Raw genomic sequence first — 20,870 nt, forward strand, 5'->3', positions numbered from 1 at the left:
ATGGGGCGCGAGGGTCCAGACGCCCGGCGGTCACATCCTTTCAAGACCGAAACAGCGGAGCGCGGTGAAGGTCCGGTTCATGAACCGACGACAGCTTTTCCTCACCGCCGCCGCGCTTTCCTTGAGTGGTTTGGCGGCTGTTTCCGCTTCGCCTGCGCGCGCCGCCATCCGCACCCAGTGGACGGTCAGCCTGTCCGAAGGCTTCGACGCCCTGTGTTTCCTGGGGCCGCTGTCGGGCAAGGACTTCTACGCCCGCTACTACAAGGACGAGCTGGCCGACATCCTGCCGCGCATGCCCAAGCCCGCGATGGAGGCCATGGCCAGCCTGCAGGCCGAGGCCGACAAGGAAAGCCAGCTGCTGGGCCCGGGCCTCTGCACCCTGATGTCGGGCGCGTGGCTCGACACGCTGGACGCCGTGATCGCCGCCCTGGACGCGGCCGAGACCGCGATCCTGCCGTCCTACAAGGCCAGCGCCTATTGGGACCAGAAGGACTGGGATCAGTTCATCGCCCGCCGGCCGCGCATCCGGCTGGTGCTGGACGGCCTGCGCCAGGCGGGCTTCGTCGACCTGCGTCGCAAGGCGATGGGGCCGACCGCCGAGACCCGCCTGCCGGCCCTGCGCCAGAAGCTGGCCGGTTATGACGTGATCGCCGAGCAGGAACGCCTGCTGGGCCGGCCGCTGGACGCCTCGCTGGAGATCGTCCTGCTGTGGTTCAACAAGCCGCACGGCATCCGCGTGCAGGGCCAGCGCTTCATCACCGGCATCGTCTGGCCCGACGAGATCGTGCTGCGCAACGCCGCCCACGAGGTGCTGCACCCGCCGTTCCCGATGGACGGCCCCGCGGCCAAGGCCGCCCTGGCGGTGCTGGAGCAGGACGCCCTGCTGAAGAAGATCGTCGCCGAGCACGATCCTTCCTTCGGCTACAACAGCCTGGAGGGCCTGCTGAACGAGGACATGGTCGAGGCGCTGGAGCAGATCGTCAGCGAACGCCTTGGGTTCGCGGTCGAGCCGCACCTGCGCTGGGAGAAGGCCGATGACGGCATGCACGTGCTGGCGGCCGGGCTGTACGGCCTGCTGAAGGCTGACGGCTATGACCGGACGGGCGGCAATCTGGAGGCCTGGACGATCGCGGCGGCCAAGGGTGGGAAGCTCGCGCCGGCGAGTTTGCATGCCAAGGCGGCGGAGGTGTTGGGGCGGCCGGTGGACGTGTTGTGGCCGGTGAAGAAGGGCTGAGTATAAGCTTTCCCCCATCACCGATCATCCCCGCGAAAGCGGGGACCCAAGCTGGCTTTCAGGATGGGGTGAGGCCGAGCGATGATCCTCTGACTCGGCTTGGATCCCCGCTTTCGCGGGGAAAGTCGGGTTTGGGGAGGTAGGCCCTACTTCCCGCGCACCGAGACCGTCACCCCAACCACCGTATCCTTGTCGGAATAGTCGATGGAGTTCAGCTTCCGCCGCGTCGCCGTCAGCGACACCTGGCGATTGTCCTTGCGCCAGCCCAAGCCGATCTGGCGGCTGCCGAAGCGGGCGACCTTGTCTTCGCTGTAGCCGGCGTTGCGCCAGCCGCCGAGGGTGTCGCGGATCAGGTTCAGGCCATAGGCCTTGCCCGAGCTGGCGGCGAACAGCATCCAGCGGCCGCGCTTCAGATCATCGGCCGAGGCGCGGGTCCGGGACATGATGTTCGAGGCGGTCAGGGTGATGCGCTTCACCGCGCTGGACTGCATGCCTAGGGGCGTGAAGGGCAGGGGCTGGTCGTTGACCTCGACCTTCAGCACCTTGCCGTAGGGGCGGACCTCGTGGATGCGGGTCAGGGCCAGCACCGGCGCGCGGCGCGGGGCGGGCGCTTCAGCCAGGATGCGGGCGGCGGGACGGACCGGCTCGGCCTTGGCAGGGACGGGCTTGGGCGCGGTCTGCTCGGCCACGACGACCGGCGCGGGCGCGACCGGTGCGCCAGCCAAGGCGACTTCCGCAGGACCGCCGGCCAGGGCGACCGTAGCACCCGCCGGCGCGGCATAGGCCTCGACCGACGGGGCGCGCGAGCGCTCGCCGCCGTAGCGCGCCGTGGCGATCGGAGCGTCCGGATCGTCGATATAGGCAGGCGTATGCGCGGCCTCGGGGCCGCCGGCCAGGGTCAGGGTCTGGTTGAATTCTTCAGGGGCGCGAGTCGACAGCGCCGTCGCCGATCCAACGATCGCGACGCCGGCCGTCGTCAGCAGACATACGAGCGTGACGCGTCGCATGCTCGAGCAGCTCCCCATATCCCCTAACGTAAATTAACGTCCTGGGGCGCACATGTATAGACGGCTCGCCTGACAACCGAACCGCGAGTGACTGCAAGGGGTTACGCGTGCCGGACTAGTGGCCTGGCTTGGGCTCGAAGGTCCGTTTTTCCTTCAGCTTCACGCAGGCCTGATCCGGCTTCTGGCCGTGTTGAGGCTTGGGTTCGGCCTTGGGGAAGCAGACGTTCTGCATCGGGTCCTGATTTTGGAAGCCTCTGGTCATGGGCTTTTCCTCCCGTACGCCACTGAACTTATCACACCGCATGGTTGATTTCCTCGACCAACCGCACGTCCACGGAAACTTGAAGACGCGCCGCGCCGGGGTCGCCGATGATGGCGCCCGAGACGGGTAACGCTTGAGCCGGGGTTCGGGTGGCGGCGACGCGGATCAGGTCCGGCGATTCCGCCAGGCCGTTGGTCGGGTCGAACTCCAGCCAGCCCAGGTCCGGCAGGAACACCTCGCACCAGGCATGGGTCGCGCCCGCGCCGCGGATGCCGGTTCCGGGAGAATGGATGTAGCCGGTGGCGAATAGGGCCGCGTAACCCAGGCGGCGCAAGCCCTCGACCATCAGCCAGGCCAGGTCGCGGCAGGCGCCGCTGCGCTTCTGCAGGGTCTCGACCGGTGTCTGCACGCCTTCCTCGAGGCGGGTGCAGTAGCTGAACTGGCTATGGATCAACTCGTTGATGCGCAGCAGGAAGGCCAGGGCCGGCTCGTCTTTGTGGGTCGCCAGGCCGCGCAGCCAGCGCAGCAGCACCGCGTCGGGATCGTCGGTGACCGGCGCGATGAACGGCTCCAGCGTGGTGCGATCCTCGCGGGAATAGACGATGGGCATCAGGGTGTCGGGGTTCTCGACCCGCTGCGGGACCAGCGGCGCGGGATAGCGGTCGATGACCAGCTCGCTGGCCACCCGCATGGCGTCCGACTTGCCGGTCGGCTCGAAGATGCAGACGCAGTTGCCGTTGGCGTCGTAGCTCCAGCGCGTGGCGCCGGGCGGGTAGAGGCGCAAGCTGGCCTCGACGATGCGCAGGGCGTGACTGTCGCGCGGACGGATGAGCAGCCGCTGCGGTCCAAACCGCACCGGCCGTTCATAATAGTACCGGGTCTCGTGAAGGATCCGCAGCCGTCCCATGCCGGAGCGACAACGCGCCCGGCATGGTTGAGGTTCCTAGCCTTTGAAACCAGCCTCGGCGAAGGCCAGCATGCGCTCCAGCAGAGCCACGACGTCGGACTCGCTGGTCTGGCCTTCCGACAGCACGTTCAGGCGGTCGAACTCGGCGAAGCGGTTGTTGTGCAGCATGCCCAGGGTGAAGTGCAGCCGCCAGTAGACGTCTTCCGGCGACAGGTCGGGGCGGGCGCGCAGCAGGGCGTCGGAGAAGCGGCGCAGGTGCGAGACGTCGGTCTTCAGCACGGTGCGGATCTCGTCGGTGCCTTCGCTGCGGGCGCGGATCAGGAACTGCAGCGAGATACGGCGCTCATGGTCCGGGGCCAGCCAGCGCAGGGGCGGGGTCAGCAGGGCGGCCAGGATCTCGCGGACCGGCGGCGCGCCGGCGTTACGGTCGTTGGCCTCGTGCAGCATCTTGGCGCGCTCGCGGTTGAGCTCGGCCGTGCGGCGACGGAAGATCTCGAACAGCAACGCGTCCTTGGACCCGAAGTGGTAGTTCACCGAGGCCAGGTTCACGCCGGCGGCGGCGGTGATGTCGCGCACCGAGACGTTCTGGAAACCGTGCAGGGCGAACAGGCGCTCGGCGGCGACGAAGACCAGGTTCTTGGTGGCGGCTTCGGTTTCGGCGGCCTCGACCTCGGTTGAGGTGGCGGCGTCGGTGGTCGGACTCACTACATATTCCCCTTTACCCGTAGGGAAGTCTTACGGGCGTTCGAATTTGGCGCAAGCGTCAATAGAGCCTGCTGTAGCGCGTAACGGCGTTCACGTTTAGGCTTTTCCCGCTTAACGCGCGGAGTGCGACCAATGATCGGCATGCTGACGGCCTTTCTGCTGCTGGGCGGGCAGGCGGCGACGCCGGTTCAGGCTCAGGACGACCAGGCCAAGGTCGATTCCGTAACGATCACGGCCCAGGACCAGAAGACCAAGGCGGCGCCGCGATGGTCGGAACGCATCGAGGGGATCGGCTGGCCGTTCCTGGGCGTGGGCGAGGACAAGGGCATCATCACCTTCGCCAAGACCGGCAAGACGCCGGCGGGCCAGCCATGGCAGCGGGTCTGGGTGCGCCACGAGTTCCGCGCCCCGCAGAGCGAGGCGGGCCTGACCTTCCGCTCCGAACGCATGGCCCAGGACGTCGACTGCCAGGCGCGCAGCTTCCGCAGCCTGGCGGTCTATCGCTATCCCGAGAACAATCTGAAGGGCGCCGAGACGGCCTATGCCTTCGAAGACCGCGCCTGGACCAAGCCTGAGCCGGGCGCGTTCGACGAGAGCGTGGTCGACGCGGCCTGCATGCAGCCGCTGGCCGGCTAGCGGCGCTGGTGCTGCTGGACCTGCGGGTCGACCGCCAGATTCCACAGATAAACCTGCCGGGCCTTCGAGCCGGGCGACAGGCCCCTGAGTTCCTTGACCTGCTCCTTGGTCAGGCGGAAGCGGCGATAGCCGCGCTCGCCCAGGCACTTGGCCAGCGGTTCTCGAAGCTGGCTGGAGATCTGGCGGAAGGGGCGGCTCATGCGGCCGCTGCCCGGATCCGCCGCCTCGATCATCTGGCTGATGGAGATCGCGTCGGAGCCGGCGGGGGTCCCTGGCATGTTGTTCGGAAAGATCAGGTCAACCTCGGCATATTCGACCGGGGCCTCCTGGCCGACCTTGTAGGCGCACTCGACCGCGTCGGTGCGGTACTGCAGGTACGAGATCCCGGTCTTGCCCCAGCTCTCGTCGCCGCGTTGGCGCTGGGCGTGCGCGCTCGAAGCGGCTAACAGGCCGCAGGTCAGGGCAGTTAGGGCGAGATGTCGGCGCATGACTGGATCAACCTTCGGGTGATCCAGTGAGGCTTCAGACGGCCGGCTTCGTCAAGGGTGGCTTGGTTAGGGGCGCCAGGCGCTCGACCGGACGGCCCATGCGGCCACGCAGCAGCTGGCGCAGCAGCGGGCGGGCGACGGCGGTGCCCAGGATCAGCGGCGCCAGGACCAGGGCCAGCAGCTTGCGCTGCGGGCTGTCGGCGCGCTTGAGGAAGTAGCGCACCAGGCCCTTGCCCTTGTGCCACTCGACGACCAGCGGGTTTTCCTTGCTGGTCGAGCCGACGTGGATGATGCGGGCGTTGGGCTGGAACAAGACGCTGCCGCCCTGCTGGCGGGCGCGCCAGCACAGGTCGATGTCCTCGACGTGCAGGAAGAATCCTTCGTCGAAGCCGCGCAGGACGCGGAAGTCGGACGCCGACATATAGAAGCAGGCGCCCGAGATCGTAGGGGTGTCCACCGGGTGCGAAGGGGGGGCCTCGCTCTCCCGGTGGATCTCGAAGCGGCGCAGCGGGGGCAGGGTGGCGCTAAGCTTCGAGAGGGTAAGCAGGGTCGTGACCGGCGTGATTTCGCCGCGTCGCGCGCCCCGCTGTTCTGTGCCGTCGGTGTTGAAGACCCGGGCCCCGATCACGCAGGGCGAGGGGCGGTCGCGGGCGGCGTCCACGAGGGCCGCCACCGCGCCGGGGGTCAGGAACGCGTCCGGATTGAGGAAGACGAGCGCATCGCCCTTCGCCGCGGCCGCGCCCAGATTGGCGGCGCGCGCGAAGCCGATATTGCCCAGGCCCTGCAGCAGCTGCACGCGCGGTTCGCGGCGGGCCAGCTCGCGCAGCCACGCCGCGTCGGCCAGGGAGGAGCCGTTGTCGACGAGGATGAACTCCTCGACCAGCGGCTCGTCCAGGACGTGACGCACGCTCTCCATCAGGGCCGGACCGGTCATATAAACGACCATGATCAGCGACAGACGGGGCTGGACGCTGCTCAGGGCGGCGGCGCGGGAGTGGGCGGGGTCGATCGAGACAAACATGTGTTTGTTGCGCTCAAAATAGTTGCATAAAAACTGTATGTGCGGAATTCATGTTCCGCAAGGCCTCTCGATGAGGTCGCAACAGATTGTTGCGTTTTTACGCAATGTGTAACAACTAGGGGAGCGCCCGCAGTTGGGCGCGAAAGCGGCTTAGCGATGTCCAGAACGGCGATGAACCCCGCCAAGGCGGCGTTGACGAAGACCCTCCGACGTGAAGCGGGGCGGTGGCTTAAGGCCGCACGCGAGTCGGTAGGCTTGACTCAGGCCGAGTTGGCCGAGAAGACGGGCCTGCGTTATTATACCTTCGTGTCCCAGGTGGAGAACGGTCTGGGTCGCGTGCCGATCGAGGCCCAGGCCGTCTGGGCCGAGAGCCTGGGGCTTGAACCCGGTCAATTCGCCCGCACATTGCTGCGGTACTACGAACCTGAGCTGTATCGCCTGTTGTTCGACGGGACGGCCGAAGAGGCCGAGCCTGTCGCCGACAGAGCGGCGCAAGCCTGACGAGCCGCTTGATGGGTGAGATCCTAGCCTTCAGCCCCCGGCCTCCGGCCACCGACTGGTCCGCCAACGAGCGGGGCCTGCTGATGCTGCTCACCCAGCAGCTTGAGTCGACCTATGGCGACATCGACGTCGTGTTCGGTCAGACCGATTCCGGCGATCCCTGGTTCGTCGTCACCGACGCCAACCAGGATGTGCTGGTCCATATCGCCCGCATCGACGGCCAGTTCGTGGTCCACGACGCGGCGATCGACATGTTCCACCAGGTCGGCAGCCTGTGGGGCGCCCTGCGCCAGGTGCTGTCCTCGAACGTCGAGAGCCAGACTGGCGTCGTGGTCGCGTTCAATCCGGCCAGCCGCGAGGCTCAGTCCTTCCTGTCGCTGGTCATCGCCGTCGGCCTTTATCTGGAGCTGCGCGGCGTCGACCTGGGCGAGGCGGGCCGTCTGAACTTCGAGAACCTGCCGCGCATCGACGATCCCGCGATCGAGGGCGTGGCGTCCAAGCTGATCGCGGCGCTGAACCTCGAGGCCGACCGCGGGCATGCCCATACGCCGCCGCAGGCCGCTTCGGCCGACCAGGCCGCCGGCGCCGCGCCGGCGAAGGCCGTGACGGCGCAAGGCATTGCGATCGAGACCGCCGCCCAGGGCCACGACGGCCTGCCGCAGGTCGACGCCTCGCATCTGAACCACGCTTCGTCGTCGTCCACGTCCTCGGCGCCGCTCCCAGAGGCGGCGAGCGGCGAGCGTGAAGGTCTGTACGAGCTGTCGCTGCACAATGCCGACGTCCGTGAGCTGGCCTTCGCCGGCGCCAAGGCGGCCGTGGTTGGCACCAATGGCGACGACGTCCTGCACGGCACGGCCGAAGGCGAAGTGATCGCCGCCGGCGCGGGCAACGACTACATCGACGGCGGCGGCGCGGGCAAAGGCCAGATCGACCGCATCGACGGCGGCGCGGGCGACGACCGCATCGTCATGAATGCTCGTGTCGTGGCCTCGGGCAGCGCCGGCGCCGACACCTTCCTGGTCTCGGCCCAGCAACCGACCGACAAGACCGACGCCCTGCTGGGCGTCGTGCTGGACTACCAGGCCAGCAAGGGCGACCACCTGGCCGTGATGGGCAAGGGCGAGATGACCGTGGTCACCACGGCCGCCGTCAACGACGTGCTGGCCGTGCAGGGCGCGACCCTGAACGAGGCGGTCGCCGCCCAGGTGACCGACGTGACCCGGGCCGTGTCGGGCGTCCGCGTCGGCTTCGACCTGGACGGCGACGGGCGCGAGGACGTGTTCATCCTGCTGGGCGGCGCGACGACCGCCACCTTCAAGCTAGGCACGACGATCGCCAACGATCACTTCGACGACGCGAAGGTGGGCCTGGTCGGTCAGTCGACCACCAGCGACATCGCCGGCCATCCCAGCGACTCTTCGCCGACCCGCTAAAGGGGCAGGGGCTCTAGCCCCTGACCAGCTCCCGCATCGCCTTGTCCAGGCCTTCCAGGGTCAGCGGATACATGCGGTCCGACAGGATCTGCTTCATCACGCCGATCGACTGGGTGTAGTCCCAGTGCCGCTCGGGCGTCGGGTTCAGCCAGATGCAGCTCTGATAGATGTCGGTGACCCGCTGCATCCAGATCGCGCCGGGCTCCTCGTTCCAGTGCTCGACGCTGCCGCCCGGATAGGTGATCTCGTACGGGCTCATGGTCGCGTCGCCGACGAAGATGATCTTGTAGTCGGCCGGGAACTTGTGGAGCACGTCGAAGGTCGGGATCTTCTCGGTGTGGCGGCGCTTGTTGTCCTTCCAGACCGTCTCGTACAGGCAGTTGTGGAAGTAGTAGAATTCCAGGTTCTTGAACTCGGTCTTGGCGGCTGAAAACAGCTCCTCGCAGAGCTTGATGTGGCCGTCCATCGAGCCGCCGATGTCGAAGAAGATCAGCACCTTGATGGCGTTGCGACGCTCGGCGCGCATCTGGATGTCCAGATAGCCCTTCTCGGCCGTGCCCTTGATGGTGCCGTTCAGGTCCAGCTCGTCGGCGGCGCCGGTGCGGGCGAACTTGCGCAGACGGCGTAGGGCGACCTTGATGTTACGGGTGCCCAGCTCGACGCTGTCGTCGAGGTTCTTGTACTCGCGCTTGTCCCAGACCTTCACCGCGCGGCCGTGGCGGCTCTTGTCCTGGCCGATGCGCACGCCTTCGGGGTTGTAGCCGTTGTTGCCGAACGGGCTGGTGCCGCCCGAGCCGATCATCTTGTTGCCGCCCTCGTGGCGCTTGTTCTGCTCGCGCAGGCGCTCCTGCAGGGTTTCCATCAGCTTCTCGAAGCCGCCCAGGGCCTCGATCTGCGCCTTCTCCTCGTCGGTGAGGAATTTCTCGGTCAGGGCTTTGAGCCACTCTTCCGGGATGTCGGCGGCGAGGCCTTCGTTGACGGTTTCGAGCCCCTTGAAGACGTGGCCGAATACGCGGTCGAACTTGTCGAGGTTCTTCTCGTCCTTCACCAGGCTGGCGCGCGACAGGAAGTAGAAGTCCTCGATCCGGCGGTCGATGACGTCCTTGTCCAGGGCCTCCATGAGCAGGAGGTACTCGCGCAGGCTGACGGGAACCTTTGCCTGGCGGAGCTCGGAGAAGAAACGAAGGAACATCGGCGCGGCTTTCGAACGGATGTTCGGATTGTGGAGGTGATCGCGAGCCGGCGCAATCCAGATCCTCCCCCTAGCGGGGGAGGTGTCGGCGCAGCCGACGGAGGGGGAAGAGACCGGGCCAGGACAACTACCCCCTCCGGCGCTTCGCGCCACCTCCCCCGCTAGGGGGAGGATCAATCCCGCCGCAGAATGAACTCCAGGTCGTTCGTCTCACCAACCTTGAAGAAATACTCCCCGACCTTCTCGAACCCCATCCGCCCATACAGCTTCTGAGCCCCGAAGTTCTCCGACCACACCCCGATCCAGATCCGGCGCGGCCCCAGCCACTCCAGCGCGGTGTTCAGCAGCCGCGACCCGCGGCCGCCGCCCTGATGGCTCTTCAGCACATAGATCCGCTTCAGCTCGCCATCGCCCGGCGCGGCCTCGTCGTGCGGCAGGTCGCACGGCCCGGCCAGGGCGTAGCCGATGGCCTCGCCGTCCTCGTCTTCCAGCAGCCAGGTCGCCTTGTCGGGATGGGCCAGGTCGTTGCGGGTCCGCTCCAGCCCGTAGGCATAGGCCAGGAAGGTCTCCAGGTCCTCGGGCGGGTAGAGGTGGGCAAAGGTTTCCGTGAAGGTCCGCGCGCCCAGGCTGGACACGGTGTCGGCGTCTTCAACGGTGGCGCGGCGGAGAGTGTCGGTCATGGCGACTTGGTAGCCGCCATGACCGGACCTTTGCAACGCGCTCTAGAAGCCTTCCAGCGCGACCTTGCCGATGGTGCGGGCGCTCTCGACGATGCGGTGGGCCTCCAGGAGGTCGGCCGCGCGGATCTTGCCGACTACCTGGGTGAGCGTCGTGCGCAACACGCCCTGGTCGACCAGGTCCGCGACTTCGGTGAGCAGCCTGTGCTGCTCGATCATGTCCGGCGTGCCTTGCGGGCGGGCGAACATATATTCCCAGTGGATCGAGGCGGCTTTCAGCTGCAGCGGGCGGATGTTGAGGTCGCCGTCGGCCTCGATGACGCCGATCTTGCCCTGCAGGGCGATGGCTTCGACGACCTGCGGGAAGTGCTCGGCGCTGTGGGTCAGCACGGCGATATAGGCTGGGGCGTCCAGGCCCAGGCGCGCCAGTTCGTCGGCCAGCGGCTTGGTGTGGTCGAACACCTGATGCGCGCCCAGGCCCTCGACCCACTGGCGGGTCTCGTCACGCGAGGCGCTGGCCACGACGTTCAGCTTGGTCAGCTTGCGGGCCAGCTGGATCAGGGCCGAGCCGACGCCGCCGGCCCCGCCGATGATCACCAGGCTCTGGCCCTCGCCGCCGTCGCGGGCCACGCCCAGGCGGTCGAACAGCAGCTCCCAGGCGGTGATGAAGGTCAGCGGCATGGCGGCGGCCTGGGCGAAGTCCAGGGTCTTGGGCTTCTTGCCGACGATGCGCTCGTCGACCAGGTGCAGTTCGGCGTTCGAGCCCGGGCGGTGGATGGCGCCGGCGTAGAATACTTCGTCGCCCGGCGAGAACAGGGTGACGGCCTCGCCGACCGCCTCGACCACGCCGGCGGCGTCGTAGCCCAAGATGCGGACCTCGCCGTCGGCGGGCTGAGCGCGGCCGCGGACCTTGGTGTCGACAGGATTCACCGAGACGGCCTTCACCCGCACCAGGATGTCGTGGCCGGTCGCCACGGGATCGGGCGCTTCCAGGTCGAGCAGGGCGGTGGGATCGGTGGCGGGCTTGAGCTCGCGGAAGCCGACGATCTTCATGATGGTCTCCAGAAAGATGGGCGGTTTCGAACCGCTGCAGGGAGATCGCGCCACGATACGATCTTCGCAAGTACGGTCATTTTCTGTATGTAGTACCCGTTTGTATACTGTGAGGCGGCTATGGACGATCCCAAGGAGTGCGGCGTCGAGGCGGCGCTGGGCCTGATCGACGGCAAGTGGAAGGGCGTGATCCTGTTCCACCTGATGAGCGGCCGCATGCGCTTCAACGCCCTGGCGCGGAAGCTGGGCGCGGTGACCCAGCGCATGCTGACCAAGCAGCTGCGCGAGCTGGAGGCTGACGGCCTGATCATCCGCACCGTCTATGCCGAGGTGCCGCCGCGCGTGGAATATTCGCTGTCGACCAAGGGCAAGAGCCTGGAGCCGGTGATCTGCGCGCTGAAGGCCTGGGGCGACGCCAATGTGCTAGGCTTGGCGACCGAGCCCGAGCGAGAGGCCTGCTGACCGATGACCCTGGCGCTCTACACCCACCTCGACATGCTGGACCACCAGCCGGGCGACGGCCACGTGGAGAGCCCCCAGCGCCTGCGGGCGGTGATCGACGCCCTGAACGATGATCCGAATCTGGAGCTGGAGCCCCAGGACGCGCCGCTGGTCGATGTCGATGACCTGCTGCGGGTGCACCCCAAAGCCTTCGTCGAGGCCGTCTTCGCCGCCGCGCCCAGCAGCGGTCGCCGGGCGCTGGATCCCGACACGGTGATGTCCACCGGCAGCCTGCTGGCCGCGCGCCGGGCGGCTGGGGCCTGCGCGGCGGCGGTGCGGGCCGTGGCGACGGGCGAGACCGAGCGGGCGTTCTGCGCCGTGCGGCCGCCGGGGCACCATGCGGAGCCAGGCACGGCCATGGGCTTTTGCATGTTCTCCAACGTCGCCGTGGCGGCGCGCGCGGCCCAGGCGGCGGGGCTGAAGCGGGTGGCGATCGTCGATTTCGACGTCCACCACGGCAACGGCACGCAAGCGGTGTTCGAGAACGACCCGACCGTGTTCTTCGCCTCGATCCATCAGTCGCCGCTGTATCCCGGCACTGGCGATCCGTCGGAGCGGGGCGTGGGCAACATCGCCAACGCCATCGTCGCCCCGCATGCGCCGCGCGAGACCTGGCGGTCGCGATTCGAGGGGCTGATGGACAAGGTCGACGCCTTCGCGCCCGAGCTGGTCATCGTCTCGGCCGGCTTCGACGCCCACGTCCGCGACCCGCTGTCGGCCCAGAGCCTGGAGGAGGACGATTTTGCCTGGGCGACCCGGGCGATCGTCTCGGTGGCCAACGCCCGGGCCAAGGGGCGGGTTGTGTCCTCGCTCGAGGGCGGTTACGACCTCCAGGCGCTGGGGCGATCCGCCGCCGCGCATGTGCGCGCTCTTCAGGAGGGGTGAGAAGACGGACCGGCCTTCGCCGATCGACTTCTCTACAATATGGCCGACGTGACCACCGCCGACCAAGCGTCCCAACCCGTGAAGTCGGGGACCATCACCCTGGCCCGCCACGGCGAACCCGCCCTGTCGCGCAAGGTGAAGCTCAACGCGCCTGAATACGGCGACTGGTGGGCGCGTTACGAAGTGGGCGGCCTCAAAGAAGGCCAGACCCCGCCGGACCAGCTGATCCAGATCGCCCGCGACGCCGATGTGCTGATCGCCTCGACCCGCCGTCGCGCTATCGAGACGGCCCAGGCGGTGACGGGCGGCCGGGCCTTCGCTACCGACCCGACCTTCATCGAGGCCCCGCTGCCGCCGCCGCCTTGGCCCCTGTGGCTGAAGATGTCGCCCAAGCGCCTGGGGTTCTTCGCCCGCTTCTGGTGGTGGTTCTTCAACAACCACGGCGGCCAGGAGACCCGCGCCGAGGCCGAAGTCCGGGCCGGCAAGGCCGCCGACCTGCTGGTCGAGCTGTCGGATCAGGGCCAGGATGTTCTGGTCGTGGCCCACGGCTTCTTCAACTGGATGATCGCCGACGCGCTGAAGGCGCGGGGACTGGCGAAACTGGTGGATGAAGGTCACGCCTACTGGAGCATCAAGCGCTTCCGCCGCGCCTGATCTCAAAAGCCTCTTCCCTTAACCACGCCTTGGCTCTAGGCCGTTGCTCGCATCGGCCAGGGACACTAGGCTGACGCCTGTTCACCTGAGAGTTGAAATGACCGACGCCGTTAACGCCCCCGCAGACATCTCCGCCCTGAGCTTCGAGGAAGCCCTGGCGCAGCTGGAGCGGATCGTGGCCGAGCTGGAGTCGGGCCAGGCGCCGCTGGAGCGCTCGATCGACATCTACGAACGCGGCGCGGCCCTGAAGGCCCACTGCGAGAAGAAGCTGGAGGCCGCGCGCCTCAAGGTCGAGAAGATCGTCCTGGGTCAGGGCGGCGCCGTTTCGGCCGAAGCGGCTGAGTTCAACTGATGGCGGCCCCGCGTCCGGAAAACGATCTGGCCAGGCGGATCGTCCAGGCCGCTGACATCGTCACCGTGGCGCTGGACGAACTGCTGCCGCGCGCCGAAGGGCCTGAGACCCGCCTGACCGAGGCCATGCGCTACGCGGCGCTGGGGCCGGGCAAGCGCCTGCGCCCGTTCTTCGCGCTCGAGACTGGCAAGATGTTCGACCTGGCCGAGCGGCCGGTGCTGCGCGCGGCCTGCGCGCTGGAATGCATCCACGCCTACAGCCTGGTCCACGACGACCTGCCGGCCATGGATGACGACGACGTTCGCCGCGGCCGTCCGACCGTGCACAAGCAGTATGACGAGGCCACCGCCATCCTCGCGGGCGACGCCCTGCAGACGGCGGCCTTCGAGATCATGGCCCACCCCGACACCCACGACGACGGCCATGTCCGGTCGGAGCTGGTGCGCAAGCTGGCCATCGCCTCGGGCGCGCGCGGCATGGCCGGCGGCCAGATGATCGACATCCTGGGCGTTCGCGACGACCTGGGCGCGGTGGCGCGCATGCAGCGCCTGAAGACCGGCGCGCTGATCGCCTTCGCCTTCGAGATCCCGCTGATCATCGCCCGCGCCAAGGACGCCGAGCGCGCCGCCCTGATGGCCTTCGCTCAAGACCTGGGGCTGGCCTACCAGATCGTCGACGACATCCTGGACGCCGAGGGCGATCCCGAGACCATGGGCAAGGCCACTGGCGGCAAGGACGCCGCCATGGGCAAGGCCAACTACGTCACCCTGCTGGGGCTGGACGCGGCGAAAGAGCGCGTGGCGCTTCTGGCCGACCAGACCCGTTCCCATCTGGAAATCTTTGGCGACCGAGCCGAACATCTGCGCGAAAGCGTTGATTTCGTGCTGGACCGCCGCAACTGACCGCGCTTTTGTCAAACATGTCTTCCAAAACGCCTCTGCTCGACACCATCGCTTCGCCGGCCGATACGCGCGGGCTCTCCGTACCCGAGTTGAAACAGCTCGCGGCCGAGGTCCGGGCCGAGATGATCGACGCGGTGTCGGTGACGGGCGGGCACCTGGGCGCGGGCCTGGGCGTGGTCGAGATGACCGTGGCCCTGCATCACGTGTTCGAGACGCCCAAGGACATCGTCATCTGGGACGTCGGCCACCAGGCCTATCCGCACAAGATCCTCACCGGCCGCCGCGACCGCATCAAGACGCTGCGCCAGGGCGGTGGCCTGTCGGGCTTCACCAAGCGGGCCGAGAGCGAATACGACCCGTTCGGCGCGGCCCATGCCTCGACCTCGATCTCGGCCGCCTTGGGTTTCTGCGCCGCGCGCGACGCCAAGGGTGAAGACAACAGCGTCATCGCCGTGATCGGCGACGGCTCGCTGGGCGCGGGCATGGCCTATGAGGCGATGAACGCGGCGACCGACACCACCAAGCGCCTGATCGTCATCCTCAACGACAACGACATGTCGATCGCCCCGCCGGTGGGCGGCATGAGCGCCTACCTGGCCAACCTGGTCTCGGGCGGCGCCTACCGCTCGGTGCGCAAGCTGGGCAAGACCGTCGTCGAAAAGCTGCCGACCCCGATGCGCGAAGCCGCCCGCAAGGCGGAAGAATATGCCCGGGGCATGGTCACCGGCGGCACCTTCTTCGAGGAGTTGGGCTTCCACTATGTCGGCCCGATCGACGGCCACGACATGGACGCTCTGGTCAGCGTGCTCAAGAACGTCAAGGCCTTCGGCGACAAGCCGGTGCTGGTCCACTGCGTCACGCAAAAAGGGAAGGGCTACGCCCCCGCCGAGGGCGCGGCTGACAAGCTGCACGCCGTGGCCAAGTTCGACGTGGTCACCGGCCAGCAGCAGAAGGCGGCCGCCGGCCCGCCCAGCTACACCAAGGTCTTCGCCCAGGAACTGATCAAGCAGGCGGAGAAGGACGACAAGATCGTCGCCATCACCGCCGCCATGCCCTCGGGCACGGGCCTGGACCTGTTCGGCAAGGCGTTCCCGCAGCGCACCTTCGACGTCGGCATCGCCGAGCAGCACGCGGTGACCTTCGCCGCGGGCCTGGCCGCCGACGGCATGAAGCCGTTCACGGCGATCTATTCGACCTTCCTGCAGCGCGGCTATGACCAGGTGGTGCACGACGTGGCCATCCAGGGCCTGCCGGTGCGCTTCGCCATGGACCGCGCCGGCCTGGTCGGCGCCGACGGTCCGACCCACGCCGGCAGCTTCGACATCGGCTTCATGGGCGCTCTGCCCGGCATGGTGCTGATGGCCGCCGCCGACGAGGTCGAGCTGGCCCGCATGGTCGCCACCGCCGCCGCCATCGACGACCGTCCCAGCGCCTTCCGCTATCCGCGCGGCGAGGGTCTGGGCCTGGAAATGCCCGCGACCGTCGACCCGCTGGAGATCGGCAAGGGCCGCATCGTCCGCGAAGGGACCAGCGTCGCCATCGTCTCGTTCGGCACCCGCCTGGCCGAAAGCCTGAAGGCCGCCGACCTGCTGGCCGCCCGCGGTCTTTCCGCGACGGTCTGCGACGCCCGCTTCGCCAAGCCGCTGGACATCGACCTGCTACTGCGCCTGGCGCGCGAGCACGAGGCGCTGATCACGGTGGAAGAGGGCGCCATGGGCGGCTTCGGCGGTTTCGTGCTGCAGGCCCTGGCCGAGCACGGCGCCTTCGATCGCGGCCTCAAGGTCCGCACGCTGTGCCTGCCCGACGTCTTCCAGGACCAGGACAAGCCCGACGCCATGTACGCCCAAGCCGGCCTCGACGCCGACGGCATCCTGCGCGGCGCCCTGTCGGCCCTGGGCATGGACAATGTCAGTGCGGCGGGGGCAGGCCGTAGGGCTTAAGTTAAGCCCCGCAAGCCTTGAAGAACGCCTTCACGTGACCCTGGTCGGCAGAACCTGCCGCCAGGTCGTGGCGTTCGCCCTTGGTCAGCAGGGCCAGGTCGCCTGATTTCCTGAAACCCGCAAGCGCCGGGGCGCTGGCCTTGCCACGCGCTTCCAAGAGGCCGCCGTCGCCCATGGCGTTGTCGACCTTGGCGGCGGCGAAGCGGCTTTCCGTGCGGCCCGAGGCCAGGACGATCTCGCCGCCCGACAGGCCCACGGCCGAGACGTCCACCTGATCCTGGCCGGGGCGGCAGCTGATCATCAGCACCACGTCGTCGCTGTTCGGGCGTCCATAGGCCAGGCGCGGGGCTTCCTGCGTGGCTTCGAGATAGGCCCAGCGATAACCGCTCACGGCGACCTTCTCGTGCGCGCAGCCGGCCAGGCCGGCGGTGATCAGCGCGAGAGCGGCGAGGGCGATACGGGACGCCATGGGATGGTCCTCCTCGCTCGATCAACGCAGCGGGGACCTGAATGGCTCCTGAAACGAAATCGGGCGCGGAGGCCTCGCGGCCGCCGCGCCCGTTCAGGCGTTACGCTGCGTCCCGCTTAGAAGGGCGAGAACTTCTCGACCAGCGACTGGCCGGCCGGGGTCTTCTGCACGCGGCTGATGTCGCCGCGGCCGCCGTAGCTGATGCGGGCTTCGGCGATCTGCGTGTGCTTGATGGTGTTGGCCGAGGAGATGTCCTCGGGACGCACGATGCCGGCCACGGTCAGCTGGCGCAGCTCGGCGTTGGTGCGGACTTCCTGGGTGCCCTGGATGACCATGTTGCCGTTCGGCAGAACCTGGCTGACCACGGCGGCGATCGTCAGGCTGATCTTTTCCGAGCGCTGGACGCTGCCGGCGCCGGCATTGGTGGTGGCCGAGTTGGTGTTCAGGGCGTTGGCCGGGTCGAAGCCGCCCGGCAGCACCTTGCCCAGGCTCGATTCCAGGCCCAGCAGGTTGGGGATGCCGGCCTTCATGTTCGAGGTGCGCGAGGACGCGGTCTGGTTCTTGGTGCTGGCGCTGTCGTCGATGTCGATCATCACGGTCAGGATGTCGCCGACGCGGCTGGCGCGCTGGTCGTTGAAGAAGGCGCGGGCGCCAACGCGCCACAGCGAGTTGGCCGAGGCGGCTTGCGGCGAGGGCTCGCGGGCCGAGACGTACTGCTGCTGCATCGGGGCCAGTTCGGCCGGGTAGCCGACGGGAGCCAGGTTCGGGCCCTTCACGGCTTCCTGGACGGTGGAGCAGGCAGCCAGCGGGGCCAGCAGGACGGCGGCGGCGATGATGACGGGGCGACGCATGGGTGAGCTACCTCTTAGCGAGCGGCGAAACGGACGGGTTGCGAACGGGCTTGCAAGCTCCGGGCCTGCGGACCCACGGCGGCGCTACCGGGACCGGTCGCGACAGCCTGAATGACCTTCTTGGAGAGCGTGTTCTGGACGGCGAAGACGTCGCCCGTGGCGGCGGCGGCCATCGCTTTGCCTTGAAGCGAAAGGGAAATTCCGCCTTCGTCATAGGTGATGGTGACCAGGTCGCCGCTCTTGATGACCTGGGCTGCGGCAACATCGCGCAGGGAGACCGCGGCGCCTTCACGCAGGGGGCGCTTGGCCGCCAGGCCGATGACGGCGTCGGAGTCGCGTGGGGCGTCGGCCGGGGCGCCGGCCATTTTCACGTAGACCAGGTCCTGCGGCTGGACGATTTCGCCGGCCATCATGCTGCGGGCATAGGCAAGAACTTCCACATTGCCGCGCGCGGCCGAGGCCGAAGCGCCGCCAGCGCCCGCCGAAACGCCGCCGTTGTCGAGGCCTTCGCGGACGATGATGCGGCGGATGCCGTTGCTGTTAGTCCAGTCGAAGCCGGCGCGGCGGGCCGAGACCTGCACCTGGCCGGCGTCGAGCACGGCGGTGGAGCCCATGCGGGCGGCGACGACCATGTTGGCGGCCGGGCCGGACACGCCGTCGAACAGGTCGCCCAGGGTGATGCGGCCGTCGGCGTCGGTGGTGTCCATGCGCAAGGACACCGGCGTGCCGGCGAAGGCGGGCGCGCCCAGCAGGGTGATGACCAGCGTGGCGGCGGCGGCGAAGAGGAGGGTCTTCATGAGCTTACGACCGCAGCTGCGAGGTGGCTTGGAGCATCTGGTCGGCCGTGGTGATCACCTTCGAGTTCATCTCGTAGGCGCGTTGGGCCGTGATCAGCGAGGTGATTTCCGTCACCGCGTCGACGTTCGAGGCTTCGGTGTAGTGCTGCATCAGCATGCCGAAGCCCGGCTCGCCGGGGGCGGCGAGGGTGGCCGCGCCCGAGGCGGAGGTTTCCAGCAGCAGGTTATCGCCGATCTGCTCCAGGCCGCCTTCGTTCATGAAGTTGGCGAGCTGGATCTGGCCGATGGTCTGCGGCTGGGTCTGGCCGTCCAACTTCACCTGCACCAGGCCGGTCTTGCCGATGATGATGTCGGTGGCGTTCTGCGGGACCGTGATGCCCGGCTGGACGGTGTAGCCGTCCTCGGTGACGATCTGGCCCTGGTCGTTGGTCGAGAAGTTGCCGGCGCGGGTATAGGCCGTCTCGCCCGACGGCATCAGGATCGGCAGGTAGCCCTTGCCCTGGATGGCGATGTCCAGCGGGTTGTCGGTCAGGGTCGGGGTGCCTTGCTCGGTGATGCGATAGACCGAGCCGGCCTTGACGCCGCCGCCGACCTGAACGCCGGTCGGGACGATGTTGCCGTTGCTGGACGACTGCGAACCGGCGCGTTCCACCTGCTGGTACAGCAGGTCCTGGAACTCGGCCCGTTGGCGCTTGAAGCCCACGGTGTTCATGTTCGCGATGTTGTGCGAGATGACTTCGACGTTCAGCTGTTGCGCTGACATGCCCGAAGCGGCGGTGCGGAGAGCTTGCATCGGCTAGCGTCCCTTAATTGACTTTGCCCAGCCGATCGACGGCGGTGCGGGAGAGTTCGGCGGTGTTGTCCATCATCTTGGCGACGCTCTCGTAAGCGCGCTGGATCTCGATCAGCTTGGTGATCTCGATGACTGGCTGGACGTTCGAGGATTCCAGCATGCCCTGGTGGACGCGGGCGTCCGGGGCGGCTGCCAGGGTGGTGTTGGCGGTGTTGCGGTAGAGGTTGTCGCCGTCCTTGGCCATCGAGGCCAGGTCGTCGGGGCGGACCACGGCCAGGCGACCGACGCGGACCGCGCCTTGGCTGACCGTGCCGTCCTTGCCGATCGCGACCGGGCCCAGCGTCGGGTCGATCGTCAGCGGGCCGCCGCCGTCGTCCATGACCAGGGCGCCTTCCTGGGTGACCAGCTGGCCTTCCGGGTTGGTGGTGAAGCGGCCGTCGCGGGTGTAGCGGTCGGCGCCGCCCGCCTGGACGTGGAAGAAACCGTTGCCCTCGATCGCCAGGTCCAAGTCGCCGCCCGTCTTGGTCATGGCGCCTTGGGTGAAGTCGCGGGCCACGCCGGTGTCCAGCACGAACTTGACCGTGGCCTTGCCGTCCAGGGTCTTGGCCGGCTTGCCTTGTTCGGTGGCGACCATCAGGTCTTCGGTCTTGAAGCCCGTGGTGTTGGCGTTGGCGATGTTGTTGGCCACGATGTCGAGCTGGCGGCGCAGCGTCATCTGACGCGACAGGCCGACATAAAGCGCGTTGTCCATGGCGAGTTAACTCGGGCGGCTGGCGCGACAAATGCGCCGCATCCCTAGAAGCAACCTTCGTGCCAGTCCTAAATCGCGTTATAAATCAACAAATAGGAAGGTTAACGCTGGGGTGTTGGGAGGAGTCTGCCGGGCAGATTCAGCCTGCGACAGAATGGCCGCCAAAACACATCGTTAACCATGTCCCCCGCATGTGTACGGGCATAGATTCCAAGGAACCGCGCGCGTGGCCAAGAAACCGGAAAAGGAAGCTCCCGCTCCCGAAGGGGAAGAGGGCGTCGAGGGCGAAGCCCCGGCGAAAAAGAAGCCGCCAATCCTGATCATAGCGATCGCCGCGGGCGTCCTCGTCCTGGGCGGCGGCGGCGCTGCGGCCTTCTTCCTGATGAAGCCCAAGCCGGAGGCTGCCGCTGAAGGCGAGCACGGCAAGGAAAAGAAAGAGAAGAAGGAAAAGAAGGAAGAAAAGGGCGGTCACGGCGAGAAGAAGGAAGGCGAGGGCGGCGCTGCCGCTGCTGGCGGTCCGGCGCCCGTGATCAAGGAGGGCCCCGACGGCGTGGTCTTCTACACGCTGCCCGACATCGTCGTGAACATGCAGACGGCCGACGGCAAGTCGACCTTCCTGAAGCTGAAGCTGACCTTCGAGCTGCCCGACGAGGACACCGCCGAGGCGCTGACGCCGAATCTGCCCAGGCTGCAGGACATGTTCCAGACCTTCCTGCGCGAGCTGCGCCCCGAGGACCTGAATGGTTCGCAGGGCACTTTCCAACTGCGGGTCGAACTGCTGCGCCGGGTGAACCTGGTCGCCGCGCCGGCCAAGGTGAATGCGGTCCTCATCGAGGAGATGCTGATCAACTAAGCCTTC

24 protein-coding genes and 1 pseudogene are annotated in these 20,870 nt (G+C 67.7%); 11 read left to right on the forward strand and 14 right to left on the reverse strand.

Going from position 1 to position 20,870, the window contains the following annotated elements:
• The first annotated feature begins 79 nt into the window (after window positions 1-79).
• Window positions 80-1,234, forward strand: a complete 1,155-nt coding sequence (locus AC07NF_RS19875; RefSeq protein WP_494630257.1) for a hypothetical protein — start codon at window positions 80-82, stop codon at window positions 1,232-1,234.
• A 146-nt stretch (window positions 1,235-1,380) separates the two neighbouring features.
• Here AC07NF_RS19875 and AC07NF_RS19880 read toward each other — a convergent pair whose 3' ends face one another.
• The 4 genes from AC07NF_RS19880 to AC07NF_RS19895 all read right to left on the reverse strand — a co-directional run bounded on the left by AC07NF_RS19880 (window position 1,381) and on the right by AC07NF_RS19895 (window position 4,115).
• Window positions 1,381-2,241 (reverse strand): hypothetical protein, encoded by an 861-nt coding sequence (locus AC07NF_RS19880; protein ID WP_494630258.1) that lies wholly within the window; start codon window positions 2,239-2,241, stop codon window positions 1,381-1,383.
• Window positions 2,242-2,356: 115 nt separating this feature from the next.
• Window positions 2,357-2,503 carry a hypothetical protein gene (locus tag AC07NF_RS19885; RefSeq protein WP_492817261.1) on the reverse strand — a complete coding sequence of 49 codons (147 nt, stop codon included), beginning with the start codon at window positions 2,501-2,503 and terminating at the stop codon, window positions 2,357-2,359.
• A gap of 31 nt (window positions 2,504-2,534) precedes the next feature.
• The gene (locus tag AC07NF_RS19890) at window positions 2,535-3,410 is read right to left on the reverse strand and encodes a transglutaminase family protein (protein ID WP_494630259.1); all 876 of its coding nucleotides are present in this window, start codon (window positions 3,408-3,410) and stop codon (window positions 2,535-2,537) included.
• A gap of 36 nt (window positions 3,411-3,446) precedes the next feature.
• Window positions 3,447-4,115 carry a TetR/AcrR family transcriptional regulator gene (locus AC07NF_RS19895; protein ID WP_494630261.1) on the reverse strand — a complete coding sequence of 223 codons (669 nt, stop codon included), beginning with the start codon at window positions 4,113-4,115 and terminating at the stop codon, window positions 3,447-3,449.
• 132 nt (window positions 4,116-4,247) lie between these two features.
• Between AC07NF_RS19895 and AC07NF_RS19900 the strand changes: the two genes are divergently transcribed.
• A complete protein-coding gene (locus AC07NF_RS19900) occupies window positions 4,248-4,751 on the forward strand; it encodes a surface-adhesin E family protein (RefSeq protein ID WP_492817267.1) in 504 nt (167 codons plus the stop codon).
• Here the strand turns inward: AC07NF_RS19900 and AC07NF_RS19905 are convergent.
• Together AC07NF_RS19905 and AC07NF_RS19910 are read right to left on the reverse strand one after the other, a co-directional pair.
• Window positions 4,748-5,239 carry a hypothetical protein gene (locus AC07NF_RS19905; RefSeq protein ID WP_494630270.1) on the reverse strand — a complete coding sequence of 164 codons (492 nt, stop codon included), beginning with the start codon at window positions 5,237-5,239 and terminating at the stop codon, window positions 4,748-4,750. The genes AC07NF_RS19900 and AC07NF_RS19905 overlap by 4 nt on opposite strands.
• A gap of 34 nt (window positions 5,240-5,273) precedes the next feature.
• Window positions 5,274-6,260: a glycosyltransferase family 2 protein gene (locus AC07NF_RS19910; protein ID WP_492817271.1), complete on the reverse strand. Its 987-nt coding sequence runs from the start codon at window positions 6,258-6,260 to the stop codon at window positions 5,274-5,276.
• A 156-nt stretch (window positions 6,261-6,416) separates the two neighbouring features.
• Between AC07NF_RS19910 and AC07NF_RS19915 the strand changes: the two genes are divergently transcribed.
• Window positions 6,417-6,761 (forward strand): helix-turn-helix domain-containing protein, encoded by a 345-nt coding sequence (locus AC07NF_RS19915; RefSeq protein WP_492817273.1) that lies wholly within the window; start codon window positions 6,417-6,419, stop codon window positions 6,759-6,761.
• An 11-nt stretch (window positions 6,762-6,772) separates the two neighbouring features.
• Complete coding sequence (locus tag AC07NF_RS19920; protein ID WP_494630273.1) at window positions 6,773-8,194, forward strand: calcium-binding protein; 1,422 nt, start codon at window positions 6,773-6,775, stop codon at window positions 8,192-8,194.
• Window positions 8,195-8,207: 13 nt separating this feature from the next.
• On the opposite strand, the gene AC07NF_RS19925 is transcribed toward AC07NF_RS19920, so the two are convergent.
• From AC07NF_RS19925 to AC07NF_RS19935, 3 genes are all read right to left on the reverse strand, one after another.
• Window positions 8,208-9,386: a vWA domain-containing protein gene (locus AC07NF_RS19925; RefSeq protein WP_454715076.1), complete on the reverse strand. Its 1,179-nt coding sequence runs from the start codon at window positions 9,384-9,386 to the stop codon at window positions 8,208-8,210.
• A gap of 173 nt (window positions 9,387-9,559) precedes the next feature.
• Window positions 9,560-10,066 (reverse strand): GNAT family N-acetyltransferase, encoded by a 507-nt coding sequence (locus tag AC07NF_RS19930; protein ID WP_494630275.1) that lies wholly within the window; start codon window positions 10,064-10,066, stop codon window positions 9,560-9,562.
• 42 nt (window positions 10,067-10,108) lie between these two features.
• Window positions 10,109-11,116 (reverse strand): zinc-binding alcohol dehydrogenase family protein, encoded by a 1,008-nt coding sequence (locus AC07NF_RS19935; protein ID WP_494630277.1) that lies wholly within the window; start codon window positions 11,114-11,116, stop codon window positions 10,109-10,111.
• Between the two features lie 120 nt (window positions 11,117-11,236).
• On the opposite strand from AC07NF_RS19935, the gene AC07NF_RS19940 reads away from it, so the two are divergent.
• From AC07NF_RS19940 to dxs, 6 genes and pseudogenes are all read left to right on the forward strand, one after another.
• Window positions 11,237-11,578 (forward strand): winged helix-turn-helix transcriptional regulator, encoded by a 342-nt coding sequence (locus tag AC07NF_RS19940; RefSeq protein WP_492817281.1) that lies wholly within the window; start codon window positions 11,237-11,239, stop codon window positions 11,576-11,578.
• Between the two features lie 3 nt (window positions 11,579-11,581).
• On the forward strand, window positions 11,582-12,502 hold the full coding sequence (locus tag AC07NF_RS19945) for a histone deacetylase family protein (RefSeq protein WP_494630279.1): 921 nt from the start codon (window positions 11,582-11,584) through the stop codon (window positions 12,500-12,502).
• Window positions 12,499-13,156, forward strand: a pseudogene (locus AC07NF_RS19950) (histidine phosphatase family protein). The gene AC07NF_RS19945 and the pseudogene AC07NF_RS19950 overlap by 4 nt, the downstream one beginning before the upstream one ends.
• A 97-nt stretch (window positions 13,157-13,253) precedes the next feature.
• Complete coding sequence (locus tag AC07NF_RS19955; protein WP_291870285.1) at window positions 13,254-13,508, forward strand: exodeoxyribonuclease VII small subunit; 255 nt, start codon at window positions 13,254-13,256, stop codon at window positions 13,506-13,508.
• On the forward strand, window positions 13,508-14,410 hold the full coding sequence (locus AC07NF_RS19960; RefSeq protein ID WP_494630281.1) for a polyprenyl synthetase family protein: 903 nt from the start codon (window positions 13,508-13,510) through the stop codon (window positions 14,408-14,410). Before AC07NF_RS19955 ends, AC07NF_RS19960 begins: the two co-directional genes overlap by 1 nt.
• A 17-nt stretch (window positions 14,411-14,427) precedes the next feature.
• A complete protein-coding gene (dxs, locus tag AC07NF_RS19965; protein ID WP_494630283.1) occupies window positions 14,428-16,350 on the forward strand; it encodes a 1-deoxy-D-xylulose-5-phosphate synthase in 1,923 nt (640 codons plus the stop codon).
• Between the two features lies 1 nt (window position 16,351).
• Here the strand turns inward: dxs and AC07NF_RS19970 are convergent, their stop codons facing one another.
• The 5 genes from AC07NF_RS19970 to flgF form a co-directional block, all read right to left on the reverse strand.
• Window positions 16,352-16,819, reverse strand: a complete 468-nt coding sequence (locus AC07NF_RS19970) for a hypothetical protein (protein ID WP_494630285.1) — start codon at window positions 16,817-16,819, stop codon at window positions 16,352-16,354.
• 116 nt (window positions 16,820-16,935) lie between these two features.
• Window positions 16,936-17,670 carry a flagellar basal body L-ring protein FlgH gene (flgH, locus tag AC07NF_RS19975; RefSeq protein WP_492817293.1) on the reverse strand — a complete coding sequence of 245 codons (735 nt, stop codon included), beginning with the start codon at window positions 17,668-17,670 and terminating at the stop codon, window positions 16,936-16,938.
• 14 nt (window positions 17,671-17,684) lie between these two features.
• Complete coding sequence (gene flgA / locus AC07NF_RS19980; RefSeq protein WP_494630293.1) at window positions 17,685-18,467, reverse strand: flagellar basal body P-ring formation chaperone FlgA; 783 nt, start codon at window positions 18,465-18,467, stop codon at window positions 17,685-17,687.
• 4 nt (window positions 18,468-18,471) lie between these two features.
• Window positions 18,472-19,260, reverse strand: coding sequence for a flagellar basal-body rod protein FlgG (gene flgG, locus AC07NF_RS19985; protein WP_492817297.1), 789 nt, complete (start codon window positions 19,258-19,260; stop codon window positions 18,472-18,474).
• A gap of 13 nt (window positions 19,261-19,273) precedes the next feature.
• Complete coding sequence (gene flgF, locus AC07NF_RS19990; RefSeq protein WP_492817299.1) at window positions 19,274-20,011, reverse strand: flagellar basal-body rod protein FlgF; 738 nt, start codon at window positions 20,009-20,011, stop codon at window positions 19,274-19,276.
• 226 nt (window positions 20,012-20,237) lie between these two features.
• Here flgF and fliL point away from each other — a divergent pair, with 226 nt between their 5' ends.
• Window positions 20,238-20,864 (forward strand): flagellar basal body-associated protein FliL, encoded by a 627-nt coding sequence (fliL, locus tag AC07NF_RS19995; RefSeq protein ID WP_492817301.1) that lies wholly within the window; start codon window positions 20,238-20,240, stop codon window positions 20,862-20,864.
• The last annotated feature ends 6 nt before the right edge of the window (window positions 20,865-20,870 follow it).

It is taken from the genome of Caulobacter sp. GW821-FHT10A06 (assembly GCF_059415805.1).

Excerpts from the sequence above, each read along its gene's own strand:
- AC07NF_RS19910 (WP_492817271.1), bottom strand. The coding sequence starts at position 6,260 with ATGTTTGTCTCGATCGACCCCGCCCACTCCCGCGCCGCCGCCCTGAGC.
- AC07NF_RS19955 (WP_291870285.1), top strand. The coding sequence starts at position 13,254 with ATGACCGACGCCGTTAACGCCCCCGCAGACATCTCCGCCCTGAGCTTC.
- flgA (WP_494630293.1), bottom strand. The coding sequence starts at position 18,467 with ATGAAGACCCTCCTCTTCGCCGCCGCCGCCACGCTGGTCATCACCCTG.
- AC07NF_RS19925 (WP_454715076.1), bottom strand. The coding sequence starts at position 9,386 with ATGTTCCTTCGTTTCTTCTCCGAGCTCCGCCAGGCAAAGGTTCCCGTC.
- AC07NF_RS19945 (WP_494630279.1), top strand. The coding sequence starts at position 11,582 with ATGACCCTGGCGCTCTACACCCACCTCGACATGCTGGACCACCAGCCG.
- AC07NF_RS19940 (WP_492817281.1), top strand. The coding sequence starts at position 11,237 with ATGGACGATCCCAAGGAGTGCGGCGTCGAGGCGGCGCTGGGCCTGATC.
- AC07NF_RS19890 (WP_494630259.1), bottom strand. The coding sequence starts at position 3,410 with ATGGGACGGCTGCGGATCCTTCACGAGACCCGGTACTATTATGAACGG.
- dxs (WP_494630283.1), top strand. The coding sequence starts at position 14,428 with ATGTCTTCCAAAACGCCTCTGCTCGACACCATCGCTTCGCCGGCCGAT.
- AC07NF_RS19920 (WP_494630273.1), top strand. The coding sequence starts at position 6,773 with ATGGGTGAGATCCTAGCCTTCAGCCCCCGGCCTCCGGCCACCGACTGG.
- AC07NF_RS19875 (WP_494630257.1), top strand. The coding sequence starts at position 80 with ATGAACCGACGACAGCTTTTCCTCACCGCCGCCGCGCTTTCCTTGAGT.
- AC07NF_RS19960 (WP_494630281.1), top strand. The coding sequence starts at position 13,508 with ATGGCGGCCCCGCGTCCGGAAAACGATCTGGCCAGGCGGATCGTCCAG.
- AC07NF_RS19915 (WP_492817273.1), top strand. The coding sequence starts at position 6,417 with ATGTCCAGAACGGCGATGAACCCCGCCAAGGCGGCGTTGACGAAGACC.
- AC07NF_RS19885 (WP_492817261.1), bottom strand. The coding sequence starts at position 2,503 with ATGACCAGAGGCTTCCAAAATCAGGACCCGATGCAGAACGTCTGCTTC.
- AC07NF_RS19970 (WP_494630285.1), bottom strand. The coding sequence starts at position 16,819 with ATGGCGTCCCGTATCGCCCTCGCCGCTCTCGCGCTGATCACCGCCGGC.
- AC07NF_RS19905 (WP_494630270.1), bottom strand. The coding sequence starts at position 5,239 with ATGCGCCGACATCTCGCCCTAACTGCCCTGACCTGCGGCCTGTTAGCC.
- AC07NF_RS19930 (WP_494630275.1), bottom strand. The coding sequence starts at position 10,066 with ATGACCGACACTCTCCGCCGCGCCACCGTTGAAGACGCCGACACCGTG.
- flgH (WP_492817293.1), bottom strand. The coding sequence starts at position 17,670 with ATGCGTCGCCCCGTCATCATCGCCGCCGCCGTCCTGCTGGCCCCGCTG.
- AC07NF_RS19935 (WP_494630277.1), bottom strand. The coding sequence starts at position 11,116 with ATGAAGATCGTCGGCTTCCGCGAGCTCAAGCCCGCCACCGATCCCACC.
- AC07NF_RS19880 (WP_494630258.1), bottom strand. The coding sequence starts at position 2,241 with ATGCGACGCGTCACGCTCGTATGTCTGCTGACGACGGCCGGCGTCGCG.
- flgG (WP_492817297.1), bottom strand. The coding sequence starts at position 19,260 with ATGCAAGCTCTCCGCACCGCCGCTTCGGGCATGTCAGCGCAACAGCTG.
- AC07NF_RS19900 (WP_492817267.1), top strand. The coding sequence starts at position 4,248 with ATGATCGGCATGCTGACGGCCTTTCTGCTGCTGGGCGGGCAGGCGGCG.
- flgF (WP_492817299.1), bottom strand. The coding sequence starts at position 20,011 with ATGGACAACGCGCTTTATGTCGGCCTGTCGCGTCAGATGACGCTGCGC.